The following is a 20,296-nucleotide window of genomic DNA, read 5'->3' on the forward strand; positions in this document are numbered from 1 at the left end:
ACTTTAGAAGGTTCTTTTTATGATGGTCTTAACAGGTTATTTTATTTTTAAATGATGAATGATGAAAATTCCGGAATAGCAAGAAGTTGCTATCCATAAAAATGGGGGATTGTCAGATGTCAAAAATCACTTTTCTAGGTGCAGGTAGTACAGTTTTTGCAAAGAATGTTCTTGGTGACTGTATGCTCGTTCCAAGTATTCAAGGTTTTGAATTCGCTTTATTTGATATTGATCATGAAAGATTAAGAGATTCCGAAAAAATGCTGAATAATATGAAGGAGACTTCTGGCTCAACGGTTCAGATTAAAGCGTATACTGATCGTAAAGAAGCGCTTCGTGGAGCTAAATATGTGATCAACGCTATTCAAGTTGGCGGCTATGATCCTTGTACAATCACTGATTTTGAAATTCCGAAAAAATATGGTCTCCGTCAAACGATCGCTGATACGATTGGAATCGGAGGGATCTTCCGTAACTTGCGAACGATCCCAGTTATGCTTGACTTTGCTGAAGATATGCAGGAAGTATGTCCAGATGCATGGTTCCTAAATTATACGAACCCAATGGCTGCGCTGACAGGTGCAATGATTCGATATGGCGGTATCAAAACTGTCGGACTTTGCCATAGTGTTCAAGTTTGTGCACCGCATTTACTACGTTCTTTGGACATGCCTACAGATAATATTCAATGGAAAATTGCAGGGATCAACCATATGGCTTGGTTACTGGAGATTACTCGCGACGGGGAAGACCTTTATCCAGAAATTAAGCGTCGTGCTGAAGAAAAGCAGAAAACGAAGCATCATGACATGGTTCGCTATGAATTAATGAAACGTTTCGGCTATTACGTAACTGAGTCGTCTGAGCACAATGCGGAGTATCATCCATATTTTATTAAGAGCCGCTATCCAGAATTGATTGAGAAATTTAATATTCCACTAGATGAATATCCACGCCGCTGCGTCAATCAAATTGCAGGCTGGAAGAAAATGCGTGAAGATCTCGTGAATAATAAGAACTTACAACATGACCGGACACATGAATATGGATCTTATATTATTGAAGCGATGGAAACTAATAACCCGTATAAAATTGGCGGCAACGTCTTAAATACAGGACGATTAATTAGTAACCTTCCAGAAAAAGCTGTAGTTGAGGTTCCGTGTCTTGTTGATAGTAGCGGTGTAACACCCACATACGTAGGTGATTTACCAGAACAATTGGCTGCACTTAATCGAACGAATATTAATACTCAACTGTTAACAATTGAAGCTGCTGTTACACAAAAGAAAGAGCACATCTATCAGGCGGCTATGTTAGATCCGCACACAGCTGCAGAACTTTCTATCGATGATATTGTCTCTCTTTGTGATGATCTAATAGAAGCCCATGGTGATTGGTTGCCAAAATATAAATAATTATAATAAAATCCACACCTTCATACAGGAGGCGTGGATTTTATTTCTTGCATACCTGGATTTCGAACAGGGATTACTTTCTCGTGGCATATATACAGCAAAAATTCGCTCCAAAGTGCCACGAGATCTTCTAATAATGCAAAAAGCCCAAACTAATACTTTAATATCGCAAATCCTTGGCCAGCTATTTTTACTTCGTTGCTGCGCAGTTCCTTGCCTGTCCATAAGTCCACTACAGCCGGAGCCGGAAGAGTATATGGCTCTAATTGATCGGAGACATTAAAGACAACAAGTATTTTTTGATCATTATCTTCCTTCATAAAGGCAAAGCAGTTAGATTGGACTGGTAAAAAGGATAGTCGCCCCTCATTTCCAAGCAACGGATATTCCTTCCGAAGTCTAATCAACTTTTGAACATGATTAAACATATCTTGGTCTTGCTTTGATTTTTCCCATACCATACATTTTCTACAGCCAGGATCATGACCACCATCCAAACCAATCTCGTCCCCATAGTAAATACAAGGTGTACCAATAAATGTGAGTAGGAAGGTGAAAATTTGCCGGACCTTATCACTATTTCCTGAGCATTCGTTTAGAACTCTTGGAGTGTCGTGACTTCCTACGAGATTGAACGCACTTGTGTTAACAGTTGAAGGGTACATATGAATCACGGAAGTCATATTTTCAATAAAATCCTTTGGCGTAATCGTACCTTTTGCGAATAAATCTAATATATTTCGTGTAAAAGGATAATTCATCACCGCATCAAATTGATCTCCTCGGAGCCATGGCATCGCATCATGCCAAATTTCTCCTAAAATATAAAGATCTGGCTTGACCTCTTTGACGACACGACGGAAATCTCGCCAAAATTGATGATCTACTTCGTTTGCAACATCAAGTCGCCAACCATCAATATCAAATTCCTCGACCCAATAACGTGCTACATTAAGTAAATAGCGTCTTACTTCTTCATTTTGAGTATTTAACTTCGGCATAAATGGTGTAAAAGCAAATGTATCATAACTAGGCATTGGTTCAGTTACAACGGGAAATTCGCGGATATGGAACCAATTTTTATAAGGGGAATCTTCTCCTTTCTCCAAAACGTCTTGGAATTGTGGAAAGTAAAAACCCGAATGGTTAAAAACAGCATCTAACATCACTTTTATCCCATTTCGATGACAAACTGCAATTAAGTTTTTCAAAGTTTCATTGTCTCCAAACTGAGGATCAATTTCTAGATAATCGATTGTGTCATATTTATGGTTTGAAAACGCTTTAAAAATAGGGGTGAAATATATGCCCGTGATTCCAAGTTCTTTCAGGTAATCAATCTGGTCTATGACGCCTTGCAAGTCCCCGCCAAAAAAGTGGTGTGCTTCTGGATCGCGACTACCCCACTTCAGTACACTGGCAGGATCATTTTTCTTATTACCATTCGCGAACCGTTCGGGGAATATTTGATACCATACTGTTTCTTTCACCCAATGAGGCGGTTGAAAAGCATCACTTGCATGAACAAAAGGCATAGCGAAATAAAATGCGATATCATCAGGCCTCTTATGAGAAAAGCCGCCTTCCCCAAAAAACAACTTATCTTCTCCATCATCCAGTTCAAAGCCATATCGGAGTCGACGATATGGTGGTTTGACGACGGTTTGCCAATAATCAAAATATCTGTCTGATCCGGTTTTATTCATTTCGACTTTCTGAATGCTCCACTTTCCAGCAGGCATGTCATAGGGGTCTCCATAAACGATTTGGACCTTTTTAAGATCATTCTTTTCAGCCTTTAACATAATATGTATCTCGTTGTTTGCGCAAGCGTATGCATAATGATCAGTTGACCTATGAGAGATTGCTAGCTTATTCAATTTATACCCCTCCTCGAAATTGTTTAAGTTAAATATTAATGTAGAGCATATATAATAGTATGTCAATTAGAAAGTAAATGAAATTTCTAAAAACAAAGTGTTGACAGAATTTATAAATAAAATATAATGATAGGTAAATCTGTGAAACCGTTTGCGCAAAGCGAGATTAAGGTGGTGATAAGGGATTGGAGCGTACTGTTAGGCTCGTGAAAGTATTTGTTTTGATGTTTATCTTAATTAGTTTGACGAGTTGTGCACCTAAGAATTCCGTCACTAAGGAACGAGAGCTGCTTAATATAGAATCTCACGGGGTCTACTATGAAATATTTATTCGTTCTTTTGCTGATTCCAACGCAGATGGTATCGGCGATTTAAAAGGGGCTATGGAGAAACTTGATTATTTAAAGGATTTGGGTATTGAAGGAGTTTGGTTAATGCCAATCAATCCATCTCCGAGCTACCACGGTTATGATGTGACGGATTATAAAGACATCCATTCTGATTATGGGAATTTGGAAGATATGAAGCTTTTCATTGAGAAAGCACATGAAAAAGACATGAAGGTCATTATCGATTTTGTTGTAAACCATACAAGTAACGAGCATCCTTGGTTTAAAAAAGCATTGACGAATGATCCAAAATATAAAGATTACTATGTTTGGTCTAATGAAAATACGAATCTTTCAGAATTAGGAGAATGGGGTCAGAAAGTGTGGCATGATGCTAAAGGCGAAAAATATGAAGGAGTTTTTTGGGATGGCATGCCTGATCTTAATTTTGATAACCAAGATGTTCGGAAGGAGATTATTGAAATCGGAAAGTTTTGGTTAGATGAGATGAAAGTCGATGGATTTAGACTTGATGCTGCTAAACATATTTTTTCACCATCAAGCAGTGAAAATCCTGAAGAAGAAAATCATCAATGGTGGAAAGAATTTCGTTCAGCTATGACGGAGGTAAATTCAGATGTGATTTTAGTTGGGGAAGTTTGGGATACTGCTACGGTTGTCGGTCCATATCTTGATGAGGGTCTGACATCAGCCTTCAATTTTGATCTATCAGAAAAAATTCTGGAATCTGTAAAGGCGGAAAGTGATGCAGGGATTGTTTCATCATTAAAGAGAACAAGGGATTATTTCAAAAAAATATCGAATGGCCACTATATAGACTCTACTTTTATTACGAATCATGATATGCCACGAGTTATGACTGAGGTAAAAGGAAATGAAGATCAAGCTAAGATGGCTGCATCATTGCTTCTAACATTACCAGGTAATCCGTTCATCTATTATGGTGAAGAAACAGGGCTTGATGGATCGAAGCCAGATGAAGAAATACGGGAACCTTTTATATGGAGTGAAGACAATAATGTAGCTGAACAAACAAGTTGGCGTGTCATTAAACATAATAAAGACTTTAGTAAAAAATCAGTGGAAGCTCAGTTGCAGGATCCTAACTCTATACTGAATCATTACCGACAACTTATTCATGCAAGACGTTCTCACCCAGCTCTGATTGCAGGTGAAATTGAAAACGCTTTAACTAAACATTCAGGTATGGTGATTTTTAAGCGAGATGATAGTGAGCAACCTGTATTAGTTATCCATAACTTGGCGAATAAAGAACAGAGCTTAGATTTACATGAGAAAGAAGCAAATTTCTCAGAAATATTCTTTAAGACTAGTGATCTAACGGAAATTGAGAAGATGAGCAACACATTGAGTATTACGTTGCCAGCCTATTCAACGATTATTTTAAGCGAAAGTTAATAAGCATCTAGATGACTATTACCATCAGATGTTTATATAAAAAATTAAAAAAGGGTGGGAATATCAATGAAAAAACTGTTTTATCTTTTCTTTATTGCCTTGTTGGCATTAGGATTAGCGGCATGTAGTAAGCCAGGCAGTTCTACTACTCCTAAAGAAAATAATAAGAAAGAAACAACTGGTCAGAATGAAGCAGAGGAGAACAACGAAGCCCCTCCGGAAGAATCTGCTGACTTAGAACCTGAAGAAGGTGCTGAATTAATCGTATGGGGAAATGGGGATGAAGAAGGGGAATGGATCAAATTTGTTGCAGAGCAATTTACAAATGAGCTTGGGATTCCTGTAACGTATGAGGACGTTGGTCATACAGATGCCCCAGGCAAACTACAAACAGATGGCCCAGCAGGTTTAGGGGGAGACGTCTTTATGGGACCACATGATCATGTTGGGAATATGGATACTGCGGGACTTATTTATGATAACTATTATGCTGAAGAATATAAAGAAAGATTTATGGAAGGAGCATTTAACGGGGTTTCAGCGGTCTCTGACGGGGAATTTACTACTTTCGGTTTCCCTTTAGCGATTGAAACAACAGCTCTCTATTATAATAAAGATTTGCTTGAAGAAATGGGATTTGAGCCAGCAAAAACAATGGATGAATTGATAGAACAGTCAAAAGCATTCATGGAAAAAAATGCTGGATCATACGGATTTATGTTCCCGCCAAGTGACTTTTACTTTTTGCACGGATTTGTAGGAGGTTATGGCGGCTATGTCTTTGGTGATGATAATACGAACCCTGATGATTTAGGCTTGAATAATGAAGGTGCTGTAAAAGCTGGAGAATTAATGCAACGGATTCAAAAAGAATTATTACCTTTAAAAAAGGAAGATATTACGGGAGATGTAATGACCTCCTATTTTGATGAAGGAAAACTCCTCTATTATATTTCAGGACCATGGGCATTGCAGGGACATATAAACTCAGGTGTAAACTTTGGTGTTACGACAATGCCTGCTTTAGATAATGGTGAGGTTCCGACTACATTCTCAGGAGTTAAAGCATTTTTTGTGAACTCATATAGTGAATATCCTCGTGCAGCAACATTATTTGCTAAGTTTGCAACGAGTGATGAAATGTTATTAAAGCGCTATGAGATGACTAGTCAATTGCCGCCATCTTTAGCTCTACTTGAAGATGAAAAAATCAAATCTAATCCGAATATGTTAGCTTTTCTAGATCAAGCTCAATATTCCGTTTCTATGCCGAATATCCCCGAAATGCAACCAGTATGGGGGGCGATGGAAGTTGCTTTCACAGCAATTTGGAACGGAGAAGCTGAACCGAAAGATGCCCTCGATAAAGGTGTTCAGCAAATAAAGGATGGAATTGAATCACAGCAGTAAAAAGATCATCTTGTTGAGCTAATACCTTTAGAGGTGTTAGCTCAACACAATAAGGAGGGGTAATGATGTCTGTAGCAGTGAAAGAAAGAAAAGGAATGCCAGAAACGCCTTCTAAAAAAATGTTCTTTTCCAAGCCTGTTATTGCCGCACTTTTATCAATTCTTTTTATGGGCCTAGGACAAATCTATAATCGGCAGTTTATTAAGGGGCTAGGTTTTTTAATAGTAGAGGCGTACCTATTAATCTTTTGGACCGTTCCTTTTCAATGGGCAATGTGGGGACTGACAACATTAGGTGATACACCGCAGTCGAGAAAAGGATTTGAAATTGTCCAAGGAGATCATTCTATTTTTCTATTAATTGAAGGGATCTTATTTTTAATTTCTTTCCTATTACTAATCTGGTTTTACTATTTAAATATTCGTGATGCGTATAAAGTAGCGAAGAAGAAGGAAATGGGGATTAAACCGAATAATGCAAAAGAGATGTTTAAAAATATTTGGGAAAATGGATTTCCTTATCTTTTATTGACCCCATCAGTGCTATTCACTTCGTTTTTAACGATTTTGCCATTGTTGTTTGGAGTTTTGATTGCATTTACGAATTACTCAGCTCCCAATCATTTGCCCCCGAAACATTTAGTCGATTGGGTTGGATTTGAAACCTTCATTAAGCTATTCCAAATGAAAACATGGAGCACGACCTTCTACGGGGTATTTGGCTGGACAATTATCTGGGCGATTCTCGCGACAATCACAACTTTTTTTATAGGATTGATTTTTGCGGTATTCATTAATCATAGCGGGGTTAAATTGAAAAAGTTGTGGAGAAGTATTTTTATTTTACCTTGGGCGATCCCATCGTTTGTTTCGATATTAATTATGAGAAATATCTTCAATGGTCAATTCGGCCCGATTAATCGCTACTTAATGGATTTGGGAATTATTGAGACAGCGATCCCTTGGTTATCAGATCCGCTGCTTGCGAAGATTACTCTAGTTGTCGTGAATATGTGGTTTGGTTTCCCGTTCTGGATGGTATTGATGAGTGGGGTTATGACCAATATTGATAAAGAACTTTATGAGGCTGCTGAGGTGGATGGCGCATCTCCAGGCCAAAAGTTTTGGAAAATTACGATGCCATTAATTATGTTTGCTACTGCACCATTAATGATTATGCAATTTGCTGGTAACTTCAATAACTTTAATATCATCTATCTTATGACTCAAGGTGGACCTGTTAATATGGAATACACTTATGCAGGTTCAACAGATATTCTTATTAGTTGGATTTATAAATTGACATTGGATAATAATCAGTTTGCAGTCGCTTCAGCTGTTTCGATTTTGATCTTTATCGTCATTGCCACCTTCTCGATTATTAACTTTAGAAATACAAGAGCGTTTAAAGAGGAGGATATGATGTCATGATTAGCATGTCCTTAAGGAAAAAACTAACAAGTGGTCTTATTTATACACTTCTTGTCATTACTGCCATTTTTGTTTTATACCCAGTCATCTGGGTGGTAACAGGTTCTCTTAATCCGGGGGACTCCTTATTTTCAACAAAACTTTTCCCGGAATCCTTGTCTTTTCATCACTATACGTATCTTTTCCAAGAAACAGATTATTTGATCTGGTATAAAAATACTTTGAAGATTGCCTTTTGGAATATGATTATTTCTACTGTTCTCGTAGTAACTGCTGCTTATGCCTTTTCGCGATTCCGCTTCCCTGGTAGGCGTCAAGGATTAATGGCGATGCTTGTATTGCAAATGTTCCCTGGATTTATGGGGATGATCGCTATTTATATCTTGCTATTGCAGCTAGATTTACTAGATAATCATTGGGGATTAATATTAGTTTATGCTGGTGGATCAATCCCGTTCGGAGCATGGCTTGTAAAAGGTTATTTTGACGGGCTCCCACGTAGTTTAGAGGAGGCCGCAAAAATTGATGGGGCTAGTCATGTGAAAATATTTTATAAAATTATGATGCCTCTTTCAAAGCCAATCCTTGTTTTTATTGCTGTAAATAATTTTATTGGACCTTGGATGGATTTTATCTTTGCTAGACTTGTATTAAGAACAAGTGAAAAGAAAACATTGGCTATTGGTTTGTTTGAAATGGTTACTGGTCGCGGAAATACTGAATTTACTACTTTTGCCGCTGGAGCTGTTCTTGTTGCGCTTCCTATAACTATTTTGTTCTTTATTTTCCAAGACCATTTAGTGGAGGGGCTAAAGGCTGGTGCAAACAAGGGATAGGTCGTTTGAAAAAAACATCCACGGATAAGGAGGTAGCGCGCGTTATTACTAAATTTTTTACGAAAATGAAAGTAGGGTTAGCATGTCAATCACTATCAAGGATGTAGCGAAGCTTGCAAATGTTGCTCCATCTACTGTATCTAGAGTCATTGCCGACAATCCAAGAATTAGTGAAGAAACAAAGAAAAGAGTAAGGAAGGCAATGAAGGAATTAGGATACCATCCGAATTTAATCGCTAGAAGTCTCGCAAGTAAATCAACAAGTGTCCTTGGGCTTGTCATGCCGGAATCAGCTGATGTTATTTTTCAAAATCCATTTTTTTCAAGTGTCCTCCAAGGACTTAGTGAAAGTGCCCATGAGAAAATGTATGCTTTGCAAATGACAACGGGAAAGACGAAGGAAGAAATTTATGAAGAAGTCGTTCAAATGGTGCAGGGAGGACGGGTGGATGGCTTAGTTCTTCTAAACTCACGTGTGGAAGATAAACTTATGTCTTATCTAATGAATAGTAATTTCCCTTTCGTTGTTATTGGTAAACCTTATAAAAATGAGGAACAAATAACTCATATTGATAATGATAATTTCCGAGCTGCTAGGGAAGTTACAGAATATTTACTAGCGCTAAATCATGACAGAATTGCTTTTATAGGTGGAAGTCTTGAGCTAGTTGTTACAGTTGACCGCTTGCTAGGTTATGAGAAGGCATTAAGAGATGCTAACATTACACTAAGAGATGAATATGTAGTTCATGGAGAATTTCTTGAAGAAAGTGGCAGAGGAGCAATTTTAGAGTTATTGAAACTTGATGAACCTCCAACTGCATTAGTCGTTACGGACGATTTGGTTGCACTTGGTGTAATGCATATGCTTGATGAAATGGAAATGACGGTCGGTAAAGATATTTCAATTGTCAGCTTTAATAATGTTTTATTAGCGAGGATGGCACAACCGCCTTTAACATCCATTGATATTAATATCTTTTCTCTAGGTTATGAAGCAGCGAAAAACGTCATTCTTAAAATCGAAAATCCGAGGGAGCCCGTAAAGCGAATAATTATACCTCATAAACTGGTTGTCAGGTCTTCCTGTCAAAAACTAGAATAGTGGTATTGAAAAAGGCGAGTCTATTATTAGATAGATTCGCTTTTTAAATTCATAAGAAATAACAATTGACCTTATGAAAAATTAGCACTACGATAAAGATTATAAATGGGCAGAGGGAAGTGATTCTGAACGTGTTTAAGCAATTAAAAACATATAATTGGCAAATAGGAGCGGTCATCATACTAACATTGGCTGGTATTCTCCTGGAATTACTTTTGCCAACGCTAATGGCCAATATAGTAGATGTTGGGATTGTAAACGGTGACATTCCTTACATAATTAAAACAGGAATTTGGATGATTCTTGCTGCATTGGCGGCTGTCGCAATTACAATCGGGGTTTCTTATTTTGCCTCGAAGACTTCTCAAGGTTTTGGGCGTGATGTGAGACGCAGCATATTTACCCATGTTGAAGAGTTTTCTTTACAGTCATTTGAGAAAATTGGACCTGCATCCTTAATTACGAGGTCAACCAATGATGTGAAGATAATCCAAGATGTTTTAAATATGGTATTAAGAATGATGACACGTGCTCCATTAATGTTGGTCGGGGGGATTATCCTTGCGGTTTCACGTGACCCTAAACTTTCACTAGTCTTTTTAGGAGCTTTACCAGTTTTATCTATTCTTATTTTCATCATTTCTCGAAAAGCGATTCCGTTATTTGTTTCTTTACAAAAGAAGACAGACAAATTGAATTTGATTGTTCGAGAAAATTTAAACGGGATCCGTGTAGTTCGTGCATTTAATAAAGTCGATTTTGAGAAAAAGCGATTTAATGTGGCAAATGAGGATTTTAGAGATACGGGAATTAAAGTTAATCAGATGATGGCGGTATTATTCCCGATCATGATGATTGTCATGAACTTTACTAATTTAGCGATCGTTTGGTTTGGTGCTATTCGTATTGATCAAGGTGCCATGCAAGTTGGAAATTTAATGGCCTTTTTGCAATATGCGATGATGATTTTAATGTCACTCGTCATGATGTCTATGGGGCTCATTATGATACCTAGAGCTCAAGCATCAGTGAAGCGAATTAACGAAGTCCTTCAGATGGAAAGAGAAATTATGGATCCAGAAAACCCTAAAGGTTCTAGTAAGCACGGATATGTAGAGTTTCAAAATGTGACATTTCGTTATGCCGGTGCGGAAAAGCCTGTAATCAGTGGGGTTTCCTTTTCTGCAAAGCCAGGGGAAACAACAGCGATCATTGGAAGTACTGGAGCGGGAAAATCAACACTGCTCAAGTTAATTCCAAGATTTTATGATGTGGAAGAAGGCAAGGTTTTAATTGATGGCGTCGATGTTAGGGATATGACGCAGGAAACACTTAGAGAGAAAATTGGTTATGTTCCTCAGAAAGCTTCCTTATTTAGTGGAACGATTGCCGATAATCTTCGCTTTGGTAAAGAAGATGCAAGCGATGAAGAAATGGCAGAATCGCTTGAAATTGCTCAAGCTGATTTTGTTCAACAAACAGTAGAGGGGATTGACGCTGTCGTCGAACAAGGAGGCGTTAATTTTTCGGGTGGTCAGAAGCAACGACTTTCGATTGCACGTGCACTTATTCGTAAACCGGAAATTTATTTGTTTGATGATAGTTTTTCAGCACTTGATTATAAAACGGATGCGAAGTTAAGAGCTGCTCTTAATCATGTTACCGACGAAGCGACAATAATTATGGTTGCTCAACGAGTTAGCACAGTCACTCAAGCTGATCAAATCATTGTATTAAATGAAGGACAAGTGGCGGGAGTCGGTACTCATAGCGAATTATTAGAAGGGAATAAGATTTATCAAGAAATTGCTGCCTCACAAGGAATGGGGGNAAACATCCACGGATAAGGAGGTAGCGCGCGTTATTACTAAATTTTTTACGAAAATGAAAGTAGGGTTAGCATGTCAATCACTATCAAGGATGTAGCGAAGCTTGCAAATGTTGCTCCATCTACTGTATCTAGAGTCATTGCCGACAATCCAAGAATTAGTGAAGAAACAAAGAAAAGAGTAAGGAAGGCAATGAAGGAATTAGGATACCATCCGAATTTAATCGCTAGAAGTCTCGCAAGTAAATCAACAAGTGTCCTTGGGCTTGTCATGCCGGAATCAGCTGATGTTATTTTTCAAAATCCATTTTTTTCAAGTGTCCTCCAAGGACTTAGTGAAAGTGCCCATGAGAAAATGTATGCTTTGCAAATGACAACGGGAAAGACGAAGGAAGAAATTTATGAAGAAGTCGTTCAAATGGTGCAGGGAGGACGGGTGGATGGCTTAGTTCTTCTAAACTCACGTGTGGAAGATAAACTTATGTCTTATCTAATGAATAGTAATTTCCCTTTCGTTGTTATTGGTAAACCTTATAAAAATGAGGAACAAATAACTCATATTGATAATGATAATTTCCGAGCTGCTAGGGAAGTTACAGAATATTTACTAGCGCTAAATCATGACAGAATTGCTTTTATAGGTGGAAGTCTTGAGCTAGTTGTTACAGTTGACCGCTTGCTAGGTTATGAGAAGGCATTAAGAGATGCTAACATTACACTAAGAGATGAATATGTAGTTCATGGAGAATTTCTTGAAGAAAGTGGCAGAGGAGCAATTTTAGAGTTATTGAAACTTGATGAACCTCCAACTGCATTAGTCGTTACGGACGATTTGGTTGCACTTGGTGTAATGCATATGCTTGATGAAATGGAAATGACGGTCGGTAAAGATATTTCAATTGTCAGCTTTAATAATGTTTTATTAGCGAGGATGGCACAACCGCCTTTAACATCCATTGATATTAATATCTTTTCTCTAGGTTATGAAGCAGCGAAAAACGTCATTCTTAAAATCGAAAATCCGAGGGAGCCCGTAAAGCGAATAATTATACCTCATAAACTGGTTGTCAGGTCTTCCTGTCAAAAACTAGAATAGTGGTATTGAAAAAGGCGAGTCTATTATTAGATAGATTCGCTTTTTAAATTCATAAGAAATAACAATTGACCTTATGAAAAATTAGCACTACGATAAAGATTATAAATGGGCAGAGGGAAGTGATTCTGAACGTGTTTAAGCAATTAAAAACATATAATTGGCAAATAGGAGCGGTCATCATACTAACATTGGCTGGTATTCTCCTGGAATTACTTTTGCCAACGCTAATGGCCAATATAGTAGATGTTGGGATTGTAAACGGTGACATTCCTTACATAATTAAAACAGGAATTTGGATGATTCTTGCTGCATTGGCGGCTGTCGCAATTACAATCGGGGTTTCTTATTTTGCCTCGAAGACTTCTCAAGGTTTTGGGCGTGATGTGAGACGCAGCATATTTACCCATGTTGAAGAGTTTTCTTTACAGTCATTTGAGAAAATTGGACCTGCATCCTTAATTACGAGGTCAACCAATGATGTGAAGATAATCCAAGATGTTTTAAATATGGTATTAAGAATGATGACACGTGCTCCATTAATGTTGGTCGGGGGGATTATCCTTGCGGTTTCACGTGACCCTAAACTTTCACTAGTCTTTTTAGGAGCTTTACCAGTTTTATCTATTCTTATTTTCATCATTTCTCGAAAAGCGATTCCGTTATTTGTTTCTTTACAAAAGAAGACAGACAAATTGAATTTGATTGTTCGAGAAAATTTAAACGGGATCCGTGTAGTTCGTGCATTTAATAAAGTCGATTTTGAGAAAAAGCGATTTAATGTGGCAAATGAGGATTTTAGAGATACGGGAATTAAAGTTAATCAGATGATGGCGGTATTATTCCCGATCATGATGATTGTCATGAACTTTACTAATTTAGCGATCGTTTGGTTTGGTGCTATTCGTATTGATCAAGGTGCCATGCAAGTTGGAAATTTAATGGCCTTTTTGCAATATGCGATGATGATTTTAATGTCACTCGTCATGATGTCTATGGGGCTCATTATGATACCTAGAGCTCAAGCATCAGTGAAGCGAATTAACGAAGTCCTTCAGATGGAAAGAGAAATTATGGATCCAGAAAACCCTAAAGGTTCTAGTAAGCACGGATATGTAGAGTTTCAAAATGTGACATTTCGTTATGCCGGTGCGGAAAAGCCTGTAATCAGTGGGGTTTCCTTTTCTGCAAAGCCAGGGGAAACAACAGCGATCATTGGAAGTACTGGAGCGGGAAAATCAACACTGCTCAAGTTAATTCCAAGATTTTATGATGTGGAAGAAGGCAAGGTTTTAATTGATGGCGTCGATGTTAGGGATATGACGCAGGAAACACTTAGAGAGAAAATTGGTTATGTTCCTCAGAAAGCTTCCTTATTTAGTGGAACGATTGCCGATAATCTTCGCTTTGGTAAAGAAGATGCAAGCGATGAAGAAATGGCAGAATCGCTTGAAATTGCTCAAGCTGATTTTGTTCAACAAACAGTAGAGGGGATTGACGCTGTCGTCGAACAAGGAGGCGTTAATTTTTCGGGTGGTCAGAAGCAACGACTTTCGATTGCACGTGCACTTATTCGTAAACCGGAAATTTATTTGTTTGATGATAGTTTTTCAGCACTTGATTATAAAACGGATGCGAAGTTAAGAGCTGCTCTTAATCATGTTACCGACGAAGCGACAATAATTATGGTTGCTCAACGAGTTAGCACAGTCACTCAAGCTGATCAAATCATTGTATTAAATGAAGGACAAGTGGCGGGAGTCGGTACTCATAGCGAATTATTAGAAGGGAATAAGATTTATCAAGAAATTGCTGCCTCACAAGGAATGGGGGTGGAAGGGGCATGAGTCGAAAAGCTCAAACGAATCCAGCTCCTCGAGGTCATGGTGGTGGACCACATGGAATGCACGGAGAAAAACCAAAAGAATTCAAAAAGACTCTTTTAAGATTAACATCTTATTTAAAGCCGAGAAAATATCAGATTATATTTGTCTCAATTGCCGCCCTTTTTGCCACTTTATTTAATGTAATTAGTCCGAAAGTGCTTGGAGATGCGACAACTTCTATTTTTAATAGTATTACGAGCGGAACTCGTGTAGACTTTGCATTTCTACAAAGGTTATTGCTTATCTTGCTCGGATTATATATATTATCAGCCTTATTCTCTTATTTACAGCAGTATATTATGGCTAGTGTCGCCCAAAAAACTACTGCTGAACTTAGGAAGCAAGTGAATGAAAAGTTAACAAGGCTGCCGCTGCGATATTATGATCAGCATCCACATGGTGATGTCCTTAGTCGAGTAATCAATGATATTGATAATATAAATAATTCGATTCAGCAAGCTCTATCCCAAATCATTACATCAACAATAATGATTGTCGGAACGATCGTCATGATGCTTTATATAAGTCCTTTATTAACTTTAGTTGTCTTAATTACATTTCCTTTAAGTGCTTTGGTCATTCGCTATATTGCAGTTTTTTCCCAAAAGCATTTTCGCGATCAGCAAAAAGAATTGGGGAATGTGAACGGCCATATAGAAGAAATGTTTTCGGGTCACCAAGTAGTGAAGGCTTTTGGTTATGAAAAGGCGGCGATTAAGCAATTTGATGAAATGAATGAGCGGCTTTATGAATCCGGGTGGAAAGCCCAATTTGTTAGTGGGATCATGATGCCACTTATGACCTTTGTTGGTAACTTAGGTTATGTATTTGTCAGTATCGTTGGTGGAATTCGAGTACTCTCGGGTCATATTAATATTGGGGATGTACAAGCCTTTATTCAGTATTCACAACAGTTATCGCAACCAATGGCCCAGGCCGCGGGGATTGCTAATATGATTCAAACAGCTTTAGCGAGTGCAGAGCGTGTCTTTGCTTTACTCGATGAAGAAGAAGAAAAGAAAGAAGAACTGGCGCCTGTAAATATCGATCAGCTAGATGGCCATATTACATTTGATCATGTTCGTTTCGGTTATGAAAAAGGAACTCCGATTATTAAAGATTTAAGTCTAGATGTTCAGTCGGGACAAACGATCGCTATTGTTGGTCCAACCGGAGCTGGAAAAACGACGATTATTAATTTATTAATGAGATTCTACGAATTGGATAGCGGGAGTATTAGTATTGACGGCAAGAGTTTGACCGATTTATCAAGAGAACAAGCGAGGTCTCTTTTTGCAATGGTCCTTCAAGATACTTGGTTATTTAAAGGGACGATTCGTGAAAATATAGCTTATGGTCGTGAAGGAGCGAGTGAAGAAGAAATTGTGCAGGCGGCGAAAAGTGCCTATGCCGATGATTTTATTCGAACTTTACCTGATGGGTATGAAACGGTGCTTGGGGAAGATGCCTCGAATATTTCTCAAGGTCAGCGACAATTGCTTACGATCGCTCGTGCTATTTTGGCAGATCCGAAAATTCTCATTTTAGATGAGGCGACAAGTAGTGTTGATACACGGACTGAAATGAATATCCAAAGAGCGATGAACGATCTAATGGTAGGAAGAACAAGTTTCGTTATCGCCCACAGACTATCGACGATTCGAGACGCAGATCTAATTTTAGTCATGAACGAAGGCGATATTATCGAAAAAGGAACGCATGAAGAATTGCTAGCACAGCATGGATTTTATGCGGATCTGTATCAGAGTCAGTTTGTTGTACAGGCTGGATAGCGAGTGTTGTTCGCGCCAGTGTCTAGTCTAGGCTTGATCTAGTACTTAGCAGGACCCACCAAAGTTTAAAATGGTGGGTCTTTTTTCAGTTTTCTTTTGGGTCAAGAGCATCACGTAACCCATCACCTACAAAGTTAAAACAAAGCACGGTGATTAAGATGAATAGTCCTGGAAAGGCGGGATACCATGGTGCTTTTACAAGAACAGTAAAATTTTGGGCATCTTCCAGCATATTCCCCCAACTTGCCGTCGGTGGCTGAACGCCTAAACCAAAGTAACTTAGTGCTGCTTCTGCAAGGATGACAGATCCAACTAATAAAGTGGCTGCGACGATAATTGGTCCGATGGCGTTCGGTAAAATATGGCTAAAAATAATTTTTGAAGAACGTGTTCCGATCGTCCTCGATGCTAGTACAAAATCTCTGCTTCTAAGGGATAAAAATTCACCGCGCACGAGCCTTGCTGTTCCTGTCCAAGTCGTAAGAGAAAAGATTAAAATTAGTTTATCGATGCTTGGTTGAAAAATGGTTAACACTGTAAACAGTAAAAAGATACTTGGTATAGAAATAATCATATCGACAAATCTCATTAAGATTCCGTCTATTATCCCCCCGAAATAGCCAGCTAATGCTCCAATGGGAATGCCGATAAGAAGGGCGCCCGCAACTGAGACAAAACCCACGAGCAGGGAAACCCTTCCACCATAAAGGATACGGGAGAAAATATCTCGGCCATAGCGATCAGTTCCTAGCCAATAATCTTTACTTGGTGGCTTAAGCTTGTCTGTTAAATGTGTTTCACCTGGATTATAAGGAGCAATTAAAGGGGCTAAAATCGCTGCTAATATAATAATGAATAAGATAATTGCTCCAATCACGGCTAATTTATTTTTAAAGAATTTCCTGAAAAAAATATTTGTTAAGGTTTCAGGCTTATCCTGAAAATTAGTGTGGAGATCGACAGAATTGACTTGTGCCATTATGACCCTCCTTTGTATTCAATCCGCGGATCAAAAATAGCGTAAAGTATATCCGCAATTAAATTTCCAAGTACAACTAAAACTGCGGAAATGGTCGTTAAAGCCATAATGACAGGGTAATCACGCTTGAAAGCAGAATCAATAAATAGACTTCCCAGCCCTGGCCAACTAAAAATCGCTTCCGTAATCGCTGCTCCACCGATAAGGGAAGGGAGCATCAAGCCAAAAATGGTGATGATGGGAATAAGCCCATTCCGTAGACCGTGCTTTAGAACAACTTTCCCTTCTTTGAATCCTTTTGATTTTGCAGTTTGAATATAATCTTGTTTTAAAACATCAAGCATACTTGAACGTGAATAACGGGTAAGGGCCGCCATGTCGGCAGTGGCTAAAACGAATGCCGGCATGATCAAATGATGAATTCTATCCCAAATATTAAAAGGGGAATTCAATGTTGCAACTCCTCCGGTTGGAAACCAGCCAAGTTTTACTCCGAATAAAATAATCATCATAATTCCTAGCCAAAAGTTAGGTGTTGCAACACCTAAGAAAGAAAAAACGGTTAATGAATAATCGCGTTTCGAGTAGGGGCGCATGGCTGAAATAATCCCCATTGGTATAGCGATAATAAATGCTAATATTGTGGAAACTCCAATGAGTAATAGGGTGTTTGGGAGACGTTTTACAATCAAATCGCTTACTGGTTCGCCACGTCGAACTATGGATGTACCGAAATCTCCTTTCAACATGTTGCCAAGCCACTTCCGATATTGGGTAGGGATTGAATCATCTAAGCCGTATTTTTCACGGAACTTTATTTGATCTTCTGGCTTTAGTGTAGGATCCATTAACAATGTAGTTGGATCTCCCGGAGCAAATTGAATGATACCAAACGAAATTATACTAATTCCGAATAATAAAGGGATGGCAATAAGTAATCGGCGGATAATATAGGCACCCATTTTGATCCTCCTTTCTGTAATTGTTAGTTATGAAGGTTATTTATAACTTTTTCCAGGGAATGGTAGTCAAGAAGTTTTTATGACTCCCGTAATAAAGCAATTCCACATAGAACGGTAGTCAATAAAGTCTCATGACGACCGAACAGTGCAAACTTCACTATTAACGGTCGTCAAGAGAACCTAGATTATCAATCTATTCTTTATTTATCCACCATTCATGGATGTTATAAAGTTCATCCTTTGCATGGAACACATAACCTTCAAGTTCAGCAGGCATTGCGCGAAATTCAATTGGATAATATAGGAACGTGTATGGTTGGTCCTCGGCGAGTTTTGCTTGAATTTCTCCAATTTGTTCCTTGCGTTTCTCTTTATCCTGCTGTTGCAGTTGTGCCTCCATTAATTTGTCTAATTCAGGATTGGAATAGCCAATAAAGTTTAAGCCTTTCTCAATTTCTTTTGTATGGAAGATTCCGCTTGGGTCCGGATCTGTCGCAAGACTCCATCCGAGAACGATCGCATCAAAATTCCATACACCAGGATCGATATCAGCGATTAATGAGCCGAACTCCACGATTCTAGGTTTTAATTCAATGCCCACTTCTTTAAGTTGTTCTTGGAGAAGAATGACAATGTCTTCACGAACTTTGTTTCCTTGATTTGTTTTTGTTTCAAAAGAAAATTTCTTACCATCTTTTTCGAGGATACCGTCATTACCTGGCTCCCAACCAGCTGCAGCAAGCATCTCCTTTGCTTTTTCAGGATCATATTCAAAGCTTGGTACGTCCGGATTATATGCCCAGCTTAACGGACTTTCTGGAACATCGGCGACTTCTCCGTAACCTTCCATGATCGTGTCTACGATTAATTGCCGGTCAATCGCATGAGTAATCGCTTGACGGACTTCTTTCTCTTTAAAAAGATCGTTTCGTAAGTTGTAAGCAAAGAAGGTATATGATAAAGCGAGTCCTTCTTCAATTTTTATTCCGATGCTATCGGAGAATTCTTTGACAACTTCAATATCAGATTGTGGAACGCCAGACCAAAAGTTAATATCGCCATTTTGCAACTGTGTCAGCATCGCATTAGCATCTTTAATGATTTTGAAAGTTAGCGAGTCTAAGTGGGGGCGACCAAGATAAAATTCATCAAACGCTTCTACCTTTACATATTGCCCCTCTACCCATTCAACAAATTTAAATGGACCAGATCCAATTGGATTCTTCCTGTTAAACTCATGATCACCTAAGTCAGCAATTGGTACATCACTTAAAATATGTTCTGGCAAGATCCCGTAGCTAAGTCCTACACTCGGGAACTGAGCATCTACTTGCTTCATATGGAAGATGACTGTCAAATCATCCTTCTTTTCGACACTTTCCAAAGCTTCAAAATTAGATTTGCGGGGTCCATCGTAATCTTCGTGTAGTGGAATGTTATAGGTGAAAACAACGTCATCTGCAGTCAAAGGCTCACCATCGTGAAACTTAATACCTTCTTTTAATTTAACAGTATATGTGAGACCGTCATCAGACTGCTCAACACTCTCAGCTAATCCATTTTCTGTTGTAGGATTAAATTCCTCAGGCTCTGAGCCGACAAGTCCAACATAAAGCATACCTTCAATATCTGAACTGATGGAATCATTGGAATAGAGCGGGTTAAAGAGTGTTGGATCTCCACCTGTTCCGATAATAAGGTCTCCTCCGTCGACAGGTCCAGTATCCTCAACAACTGGCGGTTCTTCTTCATTATCATCTGTTTGTTCTTCTTGTTCTTCGCCAGTATTTGGATCATCTCCAGGAGTCCCTGTACTTTCTGGATCGCCTCCCTTACAAGCTGCTAGAAACATAGACAGGACAAGCATCATAGCTAGTAATAGCCAAACCGATTTTCTCATTAAACTT

14 protein-coding genes are annotated in these 20,296 nt (G+C 38.5%); 10 read left to right on the forward strand and 4 right to left on the reverse strand.

Features of this window, described 5'->3' with window-relative positions:
* The first annotated feature begins 116 nt into the window (after positions 1–116).
* The gene (gene melA / locus BN1243_RS18430) at positions 117–1,418 is read left to right on the forward strand and encodes an alpha-glucosidase/alpha-galactosidase (protein ID WP_062109309.1); all 1,302 of its coding nucleotides are present in this window, start codon (positions 117–119) and stop codon (positions 1,416–1,418) included.
* A 152-nt stretch (positions 1,419–1,570) separates the two neighbouring features.
* Here the strand turns inward: melA and BN1243_RS18435 are convergent, their stop codons facing one another.
* Positions 1,571–3,298, reverse strand: a complete 1,728-nt coding sequence (locus BN1243_RS18435; protein WP_062109311.1) for a glycoside hydrolase family 13 protein — start codon at positions 3,296–3,298, stop codon at positions 1,571–1,573.
* Between the two features lie 185 nt (positions 3,299–3,483).
* Here BN1243_RS18435 and BN1243_RS18440 point away from each other — a divergent pair, with 185 nt between their 5' ends.
* From BN1243_RS18440 to BN1243_RS18480, 9 genes are all read left to right on the forward strand, one after another.
* A complete protein-coding gene (locus BN1243_RS18440; RefSeq protein WP_062109314.1) occupies positions 3,484–5,067 on the forward strand; it encodes an alpha-amylase family glycosyl hydrolase in 1,584 nt (527 codons plus the stop codon).
* A gap of 66 nt (positions 5,068–5,133) precedes the next feature.
* Complete coding sequence (locus BN1243_RS18445; RefSeq protein ID WP_062109316.1) at positions 5,134–6,477, forward strand: sugar ABC transporter substrate-binding protein; 1,344 nt, start codon at positions 5,134–5,136, stop codon at positions 6,475–6,477.
* A gap of 65 nt (positions 6,478–6,542) precedes the next feature.
* Positions 6,543–7,907 (forward strand): sugar ABC transporter permease, encoded by a 1,365-nt coding sequence (locus tag BN1243_RS18450; protein ID WP_326569852.1) that lies wholly within the window; start codon positions 6,543–6,545, stop codon positions 7,905–7,907.
* A complete protein-coding gene (locus BN1243_RS18455) occupies positions 7,904–8,743 on the forward strand; it encodes a sugar ABC transporter permease (protein WP_084782096.1) in 840 nt (279 codons plus the stop codon). The genes BN1243_RS18450 and BN1243_RS18455 overlap by 4 nt, the downstream gene beginning before the upstream one ends.
* A gap of 82 nt (positions 8,744–8,825) precedes the next feature.
* Positions 8,826–9,848 carry a LacI family DNA-binding transcriptional regulator gene (locus BN1243_RS18460; protein ID WP_062109317.1) on the forward strand — a complete coding sequence of 341 codons (1,023 nt, stop codon included), beginning with the start codon at positions 8,826–8,828 and terminating at the stop codon, positions 9,846–9,848.
* A gap of 122 nt (positions 9,849–9,970) precedes the next feature.
* A complete protein-coding gene (locus BN1243_RS18465) occupies positions 9,971–11,695 on the forward strand; it encodes an ABC transporter ATP-binding protein (protein ID WP_062110768.1) in 1,725 nt (574 codons plus the stop codon).
* Positions 11,696–11,749: 54 nt separating this feature from the next.
* Positions 11,750–12,772: a LacI family DNA-binding transcriptional regulator gene (locus BN1243_RS18470; RefSeq protein ID WP_062109317.1), complete on the forward strand. Its 1,023-nt coding sequence runs from the start codon at positions 11,750–11,752 to the stop codon at positions 12,770–12,772.
* Positions 12,773–12,894: 122 nt separating this feature from the next.
* Positions 12,895–14,616 carry an ABC transporter ATP-binding protein gene (locus tag BN1243_RS18475; protein WP_062110770.1) on the forward strand — a complete coding sequence of 574 codons (1,722 nt, stop codon included), beginning with the start codon at positions 12,895–12,897 and terminating at the stop codon, positions 14,614–14,616.
* The gene (locus BN1243_RS18480; protein WP_062109319.1) at positions 14,613–16,448 is read left to right on the forward strand and encodes an ABC transporter ATP-binding protein; all 1,836 of its coding nucleotides are present in this window, start codon (positions 14,613–14,615) and stop codon (positions 16,446–16,448) included. The genes BN1243_RS18475 and BN1243_RS18480 overlap by 4 nt, the downstream gene beginning before the upstream one ends.
* 85 nt (positions 16,449–16,533) lie before the next feature.
* Here BN1243_RS18480 and opp4C read toward each other — a convergent pair whose 3' ends face one another.
* The 3 genes from opp4C to BN1243_RS18495 all read right to left on the reverse strand — a co-directional run bounded on the left by opp4C (position 16,534) and on the right by BN1243_RS18495 (position 20,289).
* A complete protein-coding gene (gene opp4C / locus BN1243_RS18485) occupies positions 16,534–17,427 on the reverse strand; it encodes an oligopeptide ABC transporter permease (RefSeq protein WP_062109321.1) in 894 nt (297 codons plus the stop codon).
* A complete protein-coding gene (locus BN1243_RS18490) occupies positions 17,427–18,389 on the reverse strand; it encodes an ABC transporter permease (protein ID WP_062109323.1) in 963 nt (320 codons plus the stop codon). The genes opp4C and BN1243_RS18490 overlap by 1 nt, the downstream gene beginning before the upstream one ends.
* A 193-nt stretch (positions 18,390–18,582) precedes the next feature.
* A complete protein-coding gene (locus BN1243_RS18495) occupies positions 18,583–20,289 on the reverse strand; it encodes a peptide-binding protein (protein ID WP_062109325.1) in 1,707 nt (568 codons plus the stop codon).
* Between the last annotated feature and the right edge of the window lie 7 nt (positions 20,290–20,296).

It is taken from the genome of Bacillus niameyensis (genome assembly GCF_001375535.1).
Classification (GTDB): Bacteria; Bacillota; Bacilli; order Bacillales; family Bacillaceae_C; genus Lederbergia; species Lederbergia niameyensis.